11 protein-coding genes are annotated in these 12,785 nt (G+C 73.5%); 5 read left to right on the top strand and 6 right to left on the bottom strand.

The window, feature by feature from the left end; translation table 11 throughout:
• The first annotated feature begins 79 nt into the window (after window positions 1–79).
• Window positions 80–1,552, top strand: a complete 1,473-nt coding sequence (gene tldD / locus D3A60_RS10630; RefSeq protein WP_119718633.1) for a metalloprotease TldD — start codon at window positions 80–82, stop codon at window positions 1,550–1,552.
• 146 nt (window positions 1,553–1,698) lie between these two features.
• On the opposite strand, the gene yjgA is transcribed toward tldD, so the two are convergent.
• Entirely contained in the window at window positions 1,699–2,277 is a 579-nt protein-coding gene (yjgA, locus tag D3A60_RS10625) for a ribosome biogenesis factor YjgA (protein WP_119718632.1), read from the bottom strand.
• 119 nt (window positions 2,278–2,396) lie between these two features.
• On the opposite strand from yjgA, the gene pmbA reads away from it, so the two are divergent.
• Together pmbA and D3A60_RS10615 are read left to right on the top strand one after the other, a co-directional pair.
• Window positions 2,397–3,752, top strand: coding sequence for a metalloprotease PmbA (gene pmbA / locus D3A60_RS10620; protein ID WP_231120470.1), 1,356 nt, complete (start codon window positions 2,397–2,399; stop codon window positions 3,750–3,752).
• A gap of 107 nt (window positions 3,753–3,859) precedes the next feature.
• Window positions 3,860–4,309, top strand: coding sequence for a DUF4870 domain-containing protein (locus tag D3A60_RS10615; RefSeq protein ID WP_119718630.1), 450 nt, complete (start codon window positions 3,860–3,862; stop codon window positions 4,307–4,309).
• 95 nt (window positions 4,310–4,404) lie between these two features.
• On the opposite strand, the gene D3A60_RS10610 is transcribed toward D3A60_RS10615, so the two are convergent.
• From D3A60_RS10610 to tilS, 4 genes are read right to left on the bottom strand one after another with little or no spacing between them, the layout of a single operon-like run.
• On the bottom strand, window positions 4,405–5,286 hold the full coding sequence (locus D3A60_RS10610; protein ID WP_119718629.1) for a pseudouridine synthase: 882 nt from the start codon (window positions 5,284–5,286) through the stop codon (window positions 4,405–4,407).
• A gap of 57 nt (window positions 5,287–5,343) precedes the next feature.
• Entirely contained in the window at window positions 5,344–6,225 is an 882-nt protein-coding gene (locus D3A60_RS10605) for a polyprenyl synthetase family protein (protein WP_119718628.1), read from the bottom strand.
• Complete coding sequence (locus tag D3A60_RS10600) at window positions 6,218–6,493, bottom strand: exodeoxyribonuclease VII small subunit (RefSeq protein ID WP_119718627.1); 276 nt, start codon at window positions 6,491–6,493, stop codon at window positions 6,218–6,220. Before D3A60_RS10600 ends, D3A60_RS10605 begins: the two co-directional genes overlap by 8 nt.
• Before the next feature lie 32 nt (window positions 6,494–6,525).
• Window positions 6,526–7,839: a tRNA lysidine(34) synthetase TilS gene (gene tilS, locus D3A60_RS10595; RefSeq protein ID WP_119719080.1), complete on the bottom strand. Its 1,314-nt coding sequence runs from the start codon at window positions 7,837–7,839 to the stop codon at window positions 6,526–6,528.
• A 103-nt stretch (window positions 7,840–7,942) separates the two neighbouring features.
• Here tilS and D3A60_RS10590 point away from each other — a divergent pair, with 103 nt between their 5' ends.
• Complete coding sequence (locus D3A60_RS10590) at window positions 7,943–9,004, top strand: NADH:flavin oxidoreductase/NADH oxidase (RefSeq protein WP_119718626.1); 1,062 nt, start codon at window positions 7,943–7,945, stop codon at window positions 9,002–9,004.
• Window positions 9,005–9,141: 137 nt separating this feature from the next.
• Here the strand turns inward: D3A60_RS10590 and D3A60_RS10585 are convergent, their stop codons facing one another.
• Window positions 9,142–10,101, bottom strand: a complete 960-nt coding sequence (locus D3A60_RS10585; protein ID WP_119718625.1) for an acetyl-CoA carboxylase carboxyltransferase subunit alpha — start codon at window positions 10,099–10,101, stop codon at window positions 9,142–9,144.
• Window positions 10,102–10,324: 223 nt separating this feature from the next.
• Between D3A60_RS10585 and D3A60_RS10580 the strand changes: the two genes are divergently transcribed.
• Window positions 10,325–12,784 carry a glycoside hydrolase family 31 protein gene (locus D3A60_RS10580; RefSeq protein WP_196778709.1) on the top strand — a complete coding sequence of 820 codons (2,460 nt, stop codon included), beginning with the start codon at window positions 10,325–10,327 and terminating at the stop codon, window positions 12,782–12,784.
• The last annotated feature ends 1 nt before the right edge of the window (window position 12,785 follow it).

The raw sequence follows: 12,785 nt of genomic DNA, 5'->3' as shown, positions 1-12,785 counted from the left end.
CGCACCGTGGCGCATGCGGTTGAAGCAGGGGCCCGCGCCCGCATCTAGACTGGGTCACCCCCGCGAACCGTGCCCGCCCATGACGCTGCCCTTCCAGCTCGCCGAATCCCGACTGCTGCTGCCCGCCGGCCTCGACACGCCCGGACTGGAACGCACGTTCGGCACGCTGCTCGGCCCCGGCGTCGACTTCGGCGACCTGTATTTCCAGCACGCGCGCCGCGAGAGCTGGACGGTCGAGGACGGCATCGTCAAGGACGGCGCGCACTCGATCGAGCAGGGCGTGGGCGTGCGCGCGATCAGCGGCGAGAAGACCGGGTTCGCGTACTCGGACGAGATCAATTCGGAGGCGCTGCTGACCGCGGCCCGCTCGGCGCGCGCGATTTCCAAGGGCGCCTCGTCGCCGGAGCAGGCCGCGGCGGCCGGGCACGCCGTCGCCCGACGCGATGGCGCGATGGCCGCGCCGCGCCAGCTGTACGCCGGCGACGACCCGATCGATTCCATGGCCAACGAAGACAAGGTCGAAGCGCTGCGGCGCATCGACAAGCTCGTGCGCGCGGCCGACCCGCGGGTCAAGCAGGTCGTCGTCAGCCTCAGCGGCGGCGTCGACACGGTGCTGGTCGCGCGAAGCGACGGCGTCGTGGCCGCCGACGTGCGCCCGCTGGTGCGGATCAACGTGCAGGTGATCGTCGAGCAGGGCGGCCGCCGCGAAAGCGGCTACGCCGGCGGCGGCGGTCGCTACTCGTACGTCGAGCTGCTCGGCAACGGCAAGCCCGAGGCGCTGGCGCGCGAAGCGCTGCGCCAGGCGCTGGTGAACCTGGACGCGGTCGACGCGCCGGCCGGCGTGATGCCGGTGGTGCTCGGCAGCGGCTGGCCCGGCGTGCTGCTGCACGAGGCGGTCGGCCACGGCCTGGAGGGCGATTTCAACCGCAAGGGTACGTCGACGTACGCCGGCCGCATGGGCCAGCGCGTGGCGTCGCCGGGCGTCACGATCGTCGACGACGGCACGCTGCCGGGCCGCCGCGGCTCGCTGAACGTCGATGACGAAGGCACGCCGACGTCGTGCACGACGCTGATCGAGGACGGCGTGCTGGTCGGCTACATGCAGGACACGCTCAACGCGCGGCTGATGGGCATGGCAGCGACCGGCAACGGCCGCCGCGAATCGTTCGCGCACCTGACGATGCCGCGCATGACCAACACCTACATGCTCGCCGGCACGCATGACCCCGAGGAAATGATCCGCTCGGTCAAGAAGGGCCTGTACGCGGTCAACTTCGGCGGCGGCCAGGTCGACATCACCAGCGGCAAGTACGTGTTCTCGGCCACCGAGGCCTACCTGATCGAGGACGGCCGCATCACCGCGCCGGTCAAGGGCGCGACGCTGATCGGCAACGGCCCGGAGACGATGCAGCGGGTGAAGATGATCGGCCACGATCTGGCGCTCGACGAAGGCGTCGGCGTGTGCGGCAAGGACGGGCAGAGCGTGCCGGTCGGCGTCGGCCAGCCGTCGCTGCTGATCGACGGGATCACCGTCGGCGGCACGCAGGCCTGACGGCCGGAATCCGGGATCGGCGCGTGTTGATCGGTGAGCAACCGCGGTCGCGGGCGGCGCTGCCGCATCGGCCGCGCGTGGCTGGCGCCCGCCCGACGCGGTCGCGCACCCCGCGCGGGCCGCGCTTCGCCCCGCCGCCGTCGCGACTAGGCCTCGTCGCCGTCGTCGGTGGACGCCGGTTCGTCGTCGCCCGGGCCCGCGGCCGCGCCGCCGAGCAGCAGCTCGCGCAGCGCGCGGTACAGCTCGCGGAACGCGCGCGGCGGCTTGTTGCGCTTGCGCTCGTCGAGCGCGCTGCGGACCAGCTGGCGCAGGTGCTGGCGATCGGCGGTCGGGTACTCGTCGAGCAGCTCGGCGAGCGCCGCGTCGCCGTCGGCCAGCAGGCGCTCGCGCCAGGTCTCGACCCGGTGCATCGCCGCGACCTCGCGCCGCGCGGCCTCGCCGTCCTCGTCGAGCGCGTCGCGGATCGCCTCCAGCGCCTCGTCGTCCTCGCGCCGCATCTGCTTGGCCAGGAAGGCCAGCTGGCGCTTGTGCGCGATGTGCGCGGTGATGCGCTTGGTCTCGCGGATGTGCGGCAGCAGGCCCTCGGGCACCGGCAGCCGCGCCAGCTGCGCCTCGGTCAGCGCGACCAGCTTCTCGGCCAGCGACAGCACCTCGAGCGCCTCGCGCCGGTTCTGGCTGCGGCTGGGGCCGAGGTACTCGCCGGTGTCTTCGTCGATGCCACGCATGTCGTTGCTTCCCGTCCTGCGATCCGCGCGGCGGCCGGCGGTGCCGGGCCCTGCAGCGGATGTCCAACCACCGGTTCGGCGGGCGCAGCCCGCGGAACGAATGCCGAAAGGATAAGCCATTGAACGAGATCGCCCCTGCACACGACGACAGCCAGGCGCGGCTGGACCGGCTCGCGGAGCTGTCCCAGCAGCTGCTGGCGCGCTGCCGCGCGCGCGGCGCCAGCCAGGCCGAGGTCTCGTGCTCGGAGGAAACCGGACTGAACGTCAGCGTGCGAATGGGCGAGGTCGAGACGGTCGAGTCGACCCGCGACCGCGGCATCGCCGTGACCGTCTACTTCGGCCAGCGCAAGGGCAGCGCCAGCACCGCCGACCTGCGCGAGGAGAGCCTCGATGCGACGGTCGAGCAGGCCTGCGCGATCGCCCGCCACACCGAGCACGACGATGCGGCCGGTCTGGCCGATGCGGCGCTGATGGCGAGCGACCTGCGCGAGTTCGACGGCTGGCACCCGTGGCCGATCGACGCCGACCGCGCGATCGACCTGGCATTGGCTGCCGAGGCCGCCGGTCGCGAGCGCGACCCGCGCATCGAGAACTCCGACGGCGCGTCGGTCGGCAGCGGCGAGAGCCTCGGCGTGTACGCGAACTCGCACGGCTTCGTCGGACGTGAACGCAGCACGCAGCACAGCCTCGGCTGCGCGCTGATCGCCGGGCGCGGCGACGACATGCAGCGCGACGGCTGGTACACGATCGGCCTGGCCGGCGACGACCTCGAGTCGCCAGCCTCCGTCGGTCGCAAGGCCGCCGAGCGCACGGTCGCGCGGCTGCAGCCGCGCAGCGTGGCGACCGGCGAGTACCCGGTGCTGTTCGCCGCCGAGATGGCGCGTTCGCTGGTCGGGCACCTGATCGGTGCGGTCTCGGGCGGCGCGCTGTACCGGCGCGCCAGCTTCCTCGTCGATGCGGCCGGCACCCAGCTGTTTCCCGACTGGTTCGGCATCGACGAGCTGCCGTTCCTGCGCCGCGGCCTGCGCTCGAGCGCGTTCGACGCCGACGGCGTGGCCACGCGCGAGTCGGCACTGGTCGACGGCGGCGTGCTGCAGCGCTACGTGCTCGGCACGTACTCGGCGCGCAAGCTCGGCCTGCCGACCACCGGCAACGCCGGCGGCGTGCACAACCTGCAGGTGCGCGCGAATGCCGGTGCGTTCGACGAGGTGCTCGCCGGCATGGGCCGCGGCCTGCTGGTCACCGAGCTGATGGGCCAGGGCGTCAACGCGATTACCGGCGACTACTCGCGCGGCGCGGGCGGGTTCTGGGTCGAGGACGGCGCGATCCAGTACCCGGTCGACAACATCACCGTCGCCGGCAACCTCAAGTCGATGTTCCGCGCGATCGAGGCGGTCGGCGCCGACGTCGACCCGCGCTCGCACGTGCGCACCGGCTCGATCCTGGTCGGGCGGATGACGGTGGCCGGCGAGTAGGAGCGTCGCGCCGCCGCCCGGCGAGGGGTGTCGGAAGTTGGCTTGCATGCGCGCGGGCAGGCCCCATCCTGAACCGTGTTCCGGATCGTTTCCGGGAGGAGCCGACGATGAACGAGGGTATGACCACTCCGACCACCGCCCTGCCGCAGGAGAACGAGCGCCTGTGGGCCGCCGGTGCGCACGCCGCCGCGCTGGGCATGGCGCTGCTGACGAGCTGGATGGCCGGCCTGGCCGGTGCGCTGGCGGCGCTGGCGATCTACATCTACCAGCGCGACCGCTCGTCGTTCGCCGCCGAGCACGCCAAGGAAGCGCTGAACTTCAACCTGTCGATGTTCATCTACGCCTGCGCGGCCGCCCTGATCGCGCTGCTGCTGCTCGGCGCGACGGTGCTGACGCTCGGCATCGGCATCATCCTCACCGGGCCGGCCGGCCTGCTGCTGGCGATGGCCGCGCTGGCGATCGCGGTGCTGTGGCTGGTGTGCAGCGTCATCGCCGCGTTCAAGGCCTACAACGGCGAGACGTACCGCTACCCGCTGACGCTGCGGCTGGTCTCCTGACCCACGCGGCGGTATGACCCGAAGACGCCGGCCTCGCGCCGGCGTTTTCGTTTTTCGTGTTTCGTCTGCTGCTGCCCGGGGCCCGCGAGGAACGGCTACAGCGACAGCGAGGTCTCGAAGCGACGCGCGCGACCGTCGAGCGGATCGGCGAACGCCAGCGACTGCGCCAGCAGCTTCAGCGGGCGGGCGAGGTCGTCCAGGGCCGGCTCGCGCAGCGCGGGGTACAGCGGGTCGTTCGCGACCGGCGCGCCCAGCGCCGCCATGTGCACGCGCAGCTGGTGCTTGCGCCCGGTCACGGGCTCGAGCGCATAGCGCCACGCCGCGTCGCCGCGTTCGATCACGTGGATCTGGGTCAGCGCGTTCGGCGCGCCGTCGACCTCGCGCATGCGGAAGAACGGTTCGCCGCGTTCGATCCGGGTGTGGCGCTGCTGCGGGAACGCCATCCCCGGCCGCGGCGCTGCGATGGCCTCGTAGCGCTTGTCGATCCGGCGCTCGCGGAACAGCGCCTGGTAGGCCGCGCGCGTGGCTGGATCGGTCGAAAACAGCACCAGCCCGGCGGTCAGCCGGTCGAGCCGGTGCAATGGCGCCAGGCCGGCGTTGCCGGTGCGGCGCACCAGCCGCGCCAGCAGGGTCTCGCGGACGAAGCCGCCGCCCGGCACGACCGGCAGGAAGTGCGGCTTGTCGACAACCAGCAGGTGCGCGTCGTGGTGCAGCACGCGCTCCTCGACCGGCAGCCGCGGCTCGTCGGCGACCTCGCGGTAGTAGTGGACCCCGGCGCCGACCCGGAACGGCGCGTCGGCGGCCAGCGCCACGCCGTCGGCGTCGAGCACCCGCCCGCGTGCGAAGCGCGACGCCCACGCCGCACGGTCGACCGTCGGGAACGCAGCCGCCAGCGCGTCGAGCACGGTGGCCCACGGGCCCGGCGGCAGCTGGTAGCGGCTCGCGGCGACGCCGTCACGGACGGGGGGATGGTTCACCTCGACAGCGTAGCGCGCGTCATCGGCATCACCCGGCGCGGCGGCGCGCGCCGGCGCTCAGTGCGAGCGCTCGATCGCCAGCCGTCCCAGCGCACGCAGCGCATCGGCCGGCGCCCCGAACGGCGCGAGGGCATCGCGCATGCGCGCGTCGAGGTCGTCCAGCCGCGCGCGCGAGGCGTCGAGGCCGATCAGCGCCGGGAACGTCGCCTTGTCCTGCGCCGCGTCCTTGCCGGCGGTCTTGCCGAGCGTCGCGCTGTCGCCTTCGACGTCGAGGATGTCGTCGCGCACCTGGAACGCGAGGCCGAGCGCGCGCGCGTAGTCGTCGAGCCGGGCCAGCGCGCTGTCCGGCGCGCCGCCGCACAGCGCGCCCATCTGCACCGCGGCGCGGATCAGCGCGCCGGTCTTCATCGCGTGCAGCGTTTCGAGCCGCTCGATCGACAGAGCGGCACCGGTGCCGGTCGCGTCGAGGTCCATCGCCTGGCCGCCGCACATGCCCGCCGCGCCCGACGCGCCGGCCAAGGTGCGCAGCAGCGCGACGCGCGTGGCGGCGTCGACCGGCGCGTCGGCGAGCACGCCGAATGCGAGCGACTGCAGGGCGTCGCCGGCGAGGATCGCCGTGGCCTCGTCGAACGCGACGTGCACGGTCGGCTGGCCGCGGCGCAGCGCGTCGTCGTCCATCGCCGGCAGGTCGTCGTGCACCAGCGAGTAGGCGTGCACCAGTTCGACCGCGACGGCCGGGGCATCGAGCGCGAGCGGCTCGGCGTCGAACAGCGCGCCGGCGGCGTAGACCAATAGCGGGCGCATGCGCTTGCCGCCGAGCAGCACCGCGTGGCGCATCGCCGCGTGCAGGCGCGCGGGCGCGGCGTCGGGATCGGGCAGGGCGGTGGCGAGCGCGGCGTCGGCGCGCGCGCGCCAGGCGTCGAGCGGCAGCTCAGGCATCGGGCGCGTCGAACGGCTCGGCGGTGCCGGGCGACTGCGGGTCGCTGAGCAGGCGCACGCGCAGTTCGGCCTGCTCGAGCGCGCCCTGGCAGCGTCGGTACAGCCCGACCCCGCGCTCGTAGGCGGCCAGCGATTCCTCGAGGGTCATCTCGCCCTGTTCCATCTTCTCGACCAGCTGTTCGAGCGCGTCGAGGGACTGCTCGAAATCGGCGACCGGGGAGGCGGCGGCGGTGTCGGAGGCGGCGTCGGAAGCGGCTTTGCGTGGCATGCGGCAAGTGTGCGGGCAAACGCCGGCAGCGGCTAGGGGGCCGGCGGCGTCCAGCGCAGGCGCGCCTTGTGCGTGCGCAGCCAGGCGTCGAACGGCGCGGCGTAGACGAGGTCGCCGGCGGCCTGCACGTCGCCACGCGCGTCGACCACCAGCGGCAGGTGCGCGCGCTCCCACGGCGGCACGCCGAGGTCCTGCAGCACGTGCTTGAGCGCGTGCGAGTGGTCGCGGCCGGGCAGCGCGATGCGCTCGCCGCCCGCGCGGGTTCGGACCGTTACCGGCTCGAGCAGCGCCTCGACCCCGTCCAGCGCGAGCAACCCGCCGTCGGGCAGCGGCAGCGGCGTGCGCCCGTCCCAGCGTGCCTGCCAGTGCGGCGGCAGTGGGGCACGGACGCGCCCGGCGCGCAGCAGGTCGCGCCACGCGCAGACCTCGGCCCCGTGCCAGGCGAAGCGCGCGTCGGCGTCCGCACGGGCGTGGATCAGGTCGCGCTCGATCGCCTCGACGCCGCGCGCCGGCAGCGGCGGCAAGGCCAGCTCCGCGATCCACGCCCGCAGCACCCGCGCGCGCCGCGGCGCGGGCAGCCCAGGCAGCCCGGTCCGCGAGATCGCGTGTGGGTCCAGCGTGCGCAGCCGCGCCAGCGCGTGCGCGTCCTCGTCGGCGAGCAGCGCGGCGGCGTCGGCGCAGTGCGCGGCCGACTGCGCCAGCGCGGCACCGGCGTGCGGCCAGCGCTCGCGCAGCAGCGGCAGCACGCGCTGGCGCAGGAAGTTGCGGTCGAACGCGTCGTCCGCGTTGCTCGGGTCCTCGCTCCACGCCAGACGGTGATGCGTGGCGTATGCGAGCAGCGCTTCGCGGTCGACATCGAGCAGCGGTCGCCACACGCGCAGGGCGCCGATCGCCTGCCAGCGGCGCATCGCAGCCAGCCCATCGACGCCCGAGCCGCGCAGCGCGCGCAGCAGGAAGGTTTCGGCCTGGTCGTCACGGTGCTGGGCCAGCGCAAGCACCTCGTCCTCGCGCAGTGCCTCGGCGAATGCGGCGTGGCGCGCGGCGCGCGCAGCGGCCTCCGGGCCGTCGCCGTCCGGCACGACCGCCACGCGCACGGTGGTCAGCGGCACATCGAGCGCCACGCACGTCGCCGCGCACGCCTCGGCCCAGCGGTCAGCCTCGGCGTGCAGGCCGTGGTGCACGTGCAGGGCACGCAGCCCGCGTGCGCGCGCATCCGCGTCGTCTGCCAGAAGGTGCAGCAGCACGGTCGAATCCAGCCCGCCGCTGAAGCCGACGCACAACGCCGCGGCCGGCGCGTCGTGCAACGCAGCGTTCAGGTCGTAGCGCGGGGCAGGCGGGCGCGGCATCGCGGGCATCGTGCCATGGCGATGGAATGCAGCAACCCACGCCGGGTGCTGCATTCATGCGGGCGCCTCGGCACGCTGGCCGCTCCCCCGATGGAGCCCGCCCGTGTCCCGGCTGTTCGAACCCCTTGCCCAGCGTTCCCTGACCCTTCGCAACCGCCTCGCCGTCGCGCCGATGTGCCAGTACTCGGCCGTCGACGGCGTGCCCAACGAGTGGCACCTCGTGCACCTGGGCAGCCGCGCGGTCGGCGGCGCCGGCGTGGTCCTGACCGAAGCGACCGCGGTCAACGCCGAGGGCCGCATCTCGCCGGCCGACACGGGGATCTGGAACGACGCGCAGGCCGATGCCTGGCGTCGCATCGCGTGCTTCATCGAGCAGCAGGGCAGCGTCGCCGGCATGCAGCTGGCCCACGCCGGCCGCAAGGCCAGCACCGCCGCGCCGTGGCTCGGCGGCCGCCCGGTGGCGCCCGCCGACGGCGGCTGGACGCCGGTGGCTCCGTCGGCGATCGCGTTCGACGACGCCTCGCCGGTGCCCACCGCGATGACCGAGGCCGACATCGCCAACCTGGTCGACGACTTCGCCCGCGCCGCGTGGCGCGCGCAGGCCGCCGGCTTCCGCCTGCTCGAGCTGCACGCCGCGCACGGCTACCTGCTGCACGAGTTCCTGTCGCCGCTGTCGAACACGCGCGACGACGCGTACGGCGGCAGCTTCGACAACCGCGTGCGCCTGACCCTGCAGGTGGTCGACGCGGTGCGCGCGGTGTGGCCCGAGCGCCTGCCGCTGTGGCTGCGGATCTCGGCGACCGACTGGGCCGACGGCGGCTGGGACATCGAGCAGAGCGTGGAGCTGGCGCGGCTGGTCAAATCGCGCGGCATCGACCTGATCGACGTGTCCAGCGGCGGGCTGGTGCCGGGCGTGCGGATTCCGGCCGAGCCGGGCTACCAGGTGCCGTTCGCCGCGCGCATCCGCCGCGACGCGGGCATCGCCACCGGCGCGGTCGGGCTGATCACCGATCCCGCGCAGGCCGAGGCCGTGCTCGCGCGCGGCGAAGCGGACGTCGTGCTGCTGGCGCGCGAGCTGCTGCGCGACCCCTACTTCCCGCGCCGCGCCGCGGTCGAACTCGGCGCCGAGCCGCCGACGCCGGAGCAGTACCTGCGCGCGTGGTGACGCGCGCGGGATTCCGGCGAGCTGCGTGACCTACGCAGCTGCGATGCCGATGGCCCCGCCGCGCATGAAAAAGGCGGCAAGCCCCGCGGCCGCCGCCTTCGTCTCCATCCCTCGCGCGCCGCGCGGGTGCCGATGGACTATGCCGCCTCGTACGCCCCGTACCCGCGAAGCCGGCGGTAGCGACGCTCGAGCAGCTCGTCGATCGGCGCCTGCTCGAGCGCGTCGAGCTCGTTCATCAGCACGGCCTTCAGGCGCGTGGCCATCTGCTTCGGGTTGCGGTGCGCGCCGCCGGTCGGCTCGCGCACGATCTTGTCGATCAGGCCGAGCTCCTTCAGGCGCGTGGCGGTGATGCCCATCTGCTCGGCGGCTTCCTGCTTCTTGTCGGCGGTCTTCCACAGGATCGACGCGCAGCCTTCCGGCGAGATCACCGAGTAGGTGCCGTACTCGAGCATCAGCGTGCGGTCGCCGACGCCGATCGCCAGCGCGCCGCCAGAGCCGCCTTCGCCGATCACCGTGCAGATCACCGGGATGCGCAGCTCGGCCATCTCGAGCAGGTTGCGCGCGATGGCCTCGGACTGGCCGCGCTCCTCGGCGTCGATGCCGGGGTAGGCGCCGGGCGTGTCGATGAACGTCAGCAGCGGCAGCTTGAAGCGCTCGGCGAGCTTCATTAGGCGCAGTGCCTTGCGGTAGCCCTCCGGGCGCGGCATGCCGAAGTTGCGCTTGACCTTGCTCTTGGTGTCGCGGCCCTTCTCGTGGCCGATCACGACGACGCTGCGCCCGCCGATGCGGGCCAGCCCGCCGACGATGGCGCTGTCGTTCGAGAACGCACGGTCGCCGGCCAGCTCCTGGAACTCGTCGCACATCACGCGCAGGTAGTCGAGCGTGTACGGCCGCGCCGGGTGGCGGGCCAGCTGCGAGACCTGCCACGGGCTGAGGTCGCGGAAGATCTGCGCGGTGCGCACGCGCAGCTTGTCCTGGAGGGCGTGCACTTCGGCGTCGACGTTCACCGCCGAGCCGTGGCTGGCGTGGCGCAGCTCCTGGATCTTGGCTTCCAGGTCGGCGATCGGCTTCTCGAAGTCGAGGTAGTTCGGGTTCATGCGCGGGCCATGGGCCGGAAAGGCCGACAGTCTAGCCCAGGGCCCCGGACCGTACCGAGGCGTGCGGAGCGCCGCTCGGGCGCCGCCAGCGCGCCCGGAACGCGCCTGCGGCGCGGCTGCAGTCGTATTCATCGCCGCCGCGCGCGGCGTGCGTGCTTGAATCGGGACGGTCGGCGGCCGGAGCCGCGGGGAGCAGCAGATGGGCGAGCGGCACGGGGTCGGAATGCGCGCAGCGGCGGTCGTCGCGATCGCGCTGGCGTGGGGCGCGGTCGTGCCGCTGCACGCGCAGGGCTGGCGGCACGTCGGCAACGTCGACGCGGTGCAGGTGCGCGACGACGGCGTGGAGCTCGCATCGGGCGCGGCGCGCGTGCGCGTCACCGCGTTCGCCGACGGCGTGTTCCGGGTGCGGCTGGCGCCCGACGGCGCGTTCAAGGCGGACGCATCGTGGGCCGTGGTCGCGGCGCCGGCGAAGGTCCCGGTGCGCGTCGACGACGGCGCCGCGCGCGTGACCGTCACCGCCGGCGACGTCGTCGCCACCGTGCACAAGTCGCCGCTGCGGGTCGAGTTCGCCGACGCCGGCGGCCGCGTGCTGCTGGCCGACGCGGCCGACCAGCCGATGGCGTGGATGCCCGAGGCCGACGGCCGCACCCGCGTGCGCGCGTGGAAGCAACTGCCCGCCGACGAGCACTTCTACGGCCTTGGCGACAAGGCCGGCCCGCTCGACCGTCGCGGCCGCGCGTTCACCAACTGGAACACCGACGCCTACGCGTGGGCCGGCTGGACCGACCCGCTGTACAAGTCCATCCCGTTCTACCTCGGACTGCGCGGCGGCGTGGCGTACGGCGTGTTCCTCGACAACACCTGGCGCAGCAGCTTCGACTTCGGGCTGGAGTCGCCCGAGCGCGCCGCGTTCGGCGCCGACGGTGGCGAGCTCGACTACTACTTCATCGCCGGCCCGCAGCCGGCGCGCGTGGTCGAGCGCTACACCGCGCTGACCGGGCGCACGCCGCTGCCGCCGATGTGGGCGCTGGGCTTCCAGCAGTCGCGCTACACCTACCTGCCCGAGGCGCGCGTGCGCGATGTCGCCGACACATTGCGCGCGCGACGCATCCCGAGCGACGCGATCTACCTCGACATCGGCTACCAGCAGGGCAATGCGCCGTTCACCGTCGATCGCAAGCTCTTTCCGAACTTCGAACAGATGATCGCCGACCTGCGCGCGCAGGGCCTGCGCACGGTGCTGATCACCGACCTGCACATCCCCAACTCGCGCGGCAAGGACTACGCGCCGTACGCGACCGGCACCGCGCAGGACGTCTTCATCAAGATGCCCGACGGCAGCCCCTACGTCGGCGAAGTGTGGCCCGGGCCGAGCGTGTTCCCCGATTTCAGCCTGACCCGCGTGCGCGACTGGTGGGGCGGGCTGTACCGCGACTTCGCGGCGATGGGCGCGGCCGGCTATTGGAACGACATGAACGAGCCGTCGGTGTTCCGCGCGCCCGGCAACACGATGGCGCTCGACGCGGTGCACCGGCTCGACGACGGCCGCAGCGTCAGCCACCGCGAGCTGCACAACGCCTACGGCATGCTCAATGCGCGCGCGACGTACGAGGGGTTGCGCAAGATCAAGCCGGACGAGCGTCCGTTCGTGCTGACCCGCGCCGCCTACGCCGGCACGCAGCGCTACGCGGCCACGTGGACCGGCGACAACACCGCCAGCTGGCACCACCTCGCGCAGGGCACGCCGAACGCGCTGAGCATGGGCCTGTCGGGCTACACGCTGGTCGGCGACGACGTCGGCGGCTTCATCGGTTCGCCCAGTCCGGAGCTGCTGACGCGCTGGTTCGAGCTCGGCGCGTTCAACCCGGTATTCCGCAACCACGCGGCCACCGACACCCGCGACCACGAGGCCTGGGTCGACGGCGAGGCGCACGAGTCGCGCCGCCGCGCGGCGGTTGAGCGCCGCTACCGGTTGATGCCGTACCTCTACACGCTGGCCGAGCAGAACGCGCGCAACGGCGCGCCGATCCTGCGCCCGGTGTTCTACGAGTACCCGTCGGCGGAGAACTTCTACGCGAACAGCCGCGACTTCCTGTTCGGCGCCGACCTGTTCGTCGCACCCGTGGTCGACGACGCGCTGGACGCGCACGTGGTCAACCTGCCGCCGGGCGAGTGGTACGCGTTCGGCACGTCGACGCGGCAGGCGGCCGGCAAGGAGCCGATCAAGCTCGACCCGCGGCCGACCGGCGCGCCGCTGTACGCGCGCGCCGGTGCGCTGGTCCCGATGCAACCGCTGGTGCAGCACACCGGCGAGACGCCCGACGGCCCGCTGCAGTTGCACGCCTACCTGCCGGCGCCGGGCAGCACGGCCCCGTGTGCCGGATCGCTGTACCAGGACGACGGCACCAGCTTCGACCACGAGGGCGGCGAGTTCCTGCGCATGGCGTTCGCGTGCGAGGCGGGCAGGTCGAAGACGACCATCACCGCGCGCGTCGAGCACGACGGCTTCGCACCGTGGTGGCAGGACATCGACGTCGTCGTCCGCGGCACCGCGCGCGCGCCGCGCGGCGTGCGCATCGATGGCCGCGCGGTCGACGGCTGGTCGTTCGACGCGGCAACCGGGGCGCTGACGGTGCGGGTGCCGGTGGCGAAGCGGGAATGGCGGGTCGAGATCGCGCACTGAA

Source organism: Cognatilysobacter tabacisoli (assembly GCF_003586305.1).
Classification (GTDB): Bacteria; Pseudomonadota; Gammaproteobacteria; order Xanthomonadales; family Xanthomonadaceae; genus Cognatilysobacter_A; species Cognatilysobacter_A tabacisoli.
This window is presented reverse-complemented; position numbering and strand designations above follow the sequence as displayed.

What these genes read in the sequence shown, in the direction of transcription:
- tldD (WP_119718633.1), top strand. Translation starts at nt 80, where the DNA reads ATGACGCTGCCCTTCCAGCTCGCCGAATCCCGACTGCTGCTGCCCGCC.
- yjgA (WP_119718632.1), bottom strand. Translation starts at nt 2,277, where the DNA reads ATGCGTGGCATCGACGAAGACACCGGCGAGTACCTCGGCCCCAGCCGC.
- D3A60_RS10615 (WP_119718630.1), top strand. Translation starts at nt 3,860, where the DNA reads ATGAACGAGGGTATGACCACTCCGACCACCGCCCTGCCGCAGGAGAAC.
- D3A60_RS10605 (WP_119718628.1), bottom strand. Translation starts at nt 6,225, where the DNA reads ATGCCTGAGCTGCCGCTCGACGCCTGGCGCGCGCGCGCCGACGCCGCG.
- D3A60_RS10600 (WP_119718627.1), bottom strand. Translation starts at nt 6,493, where the DNA reads ATGCCACGCAAAGCCGCTTCCGACGCCGCCTCCGACACCGCCGCCGCC.
- tilS (WP_119719080.1), bottom strand. Translation starts at nt 7,839, where the DNA reads ATGCCGCGCCCGCCTGCCCCGCGCTACGACCTGAACGCTGCGTTGCAC.
- D3A60_RS10585 (WP_119718625.1), bottom strand. Translation starts at nt 10,101, where the DNA reads ATGAACCCGAACTACCTCGACTTCGAGAAGCCGATCGCCGACCTGGAA.
- D3A60_RS10580 (WP_196778709.1), top strand. Translation starts at nt 10,325, where the DNA reads ATGCGCGCAGCGGCGGTCGTCGCGATCGCGCTGGCGTGGGGCGCGGTC.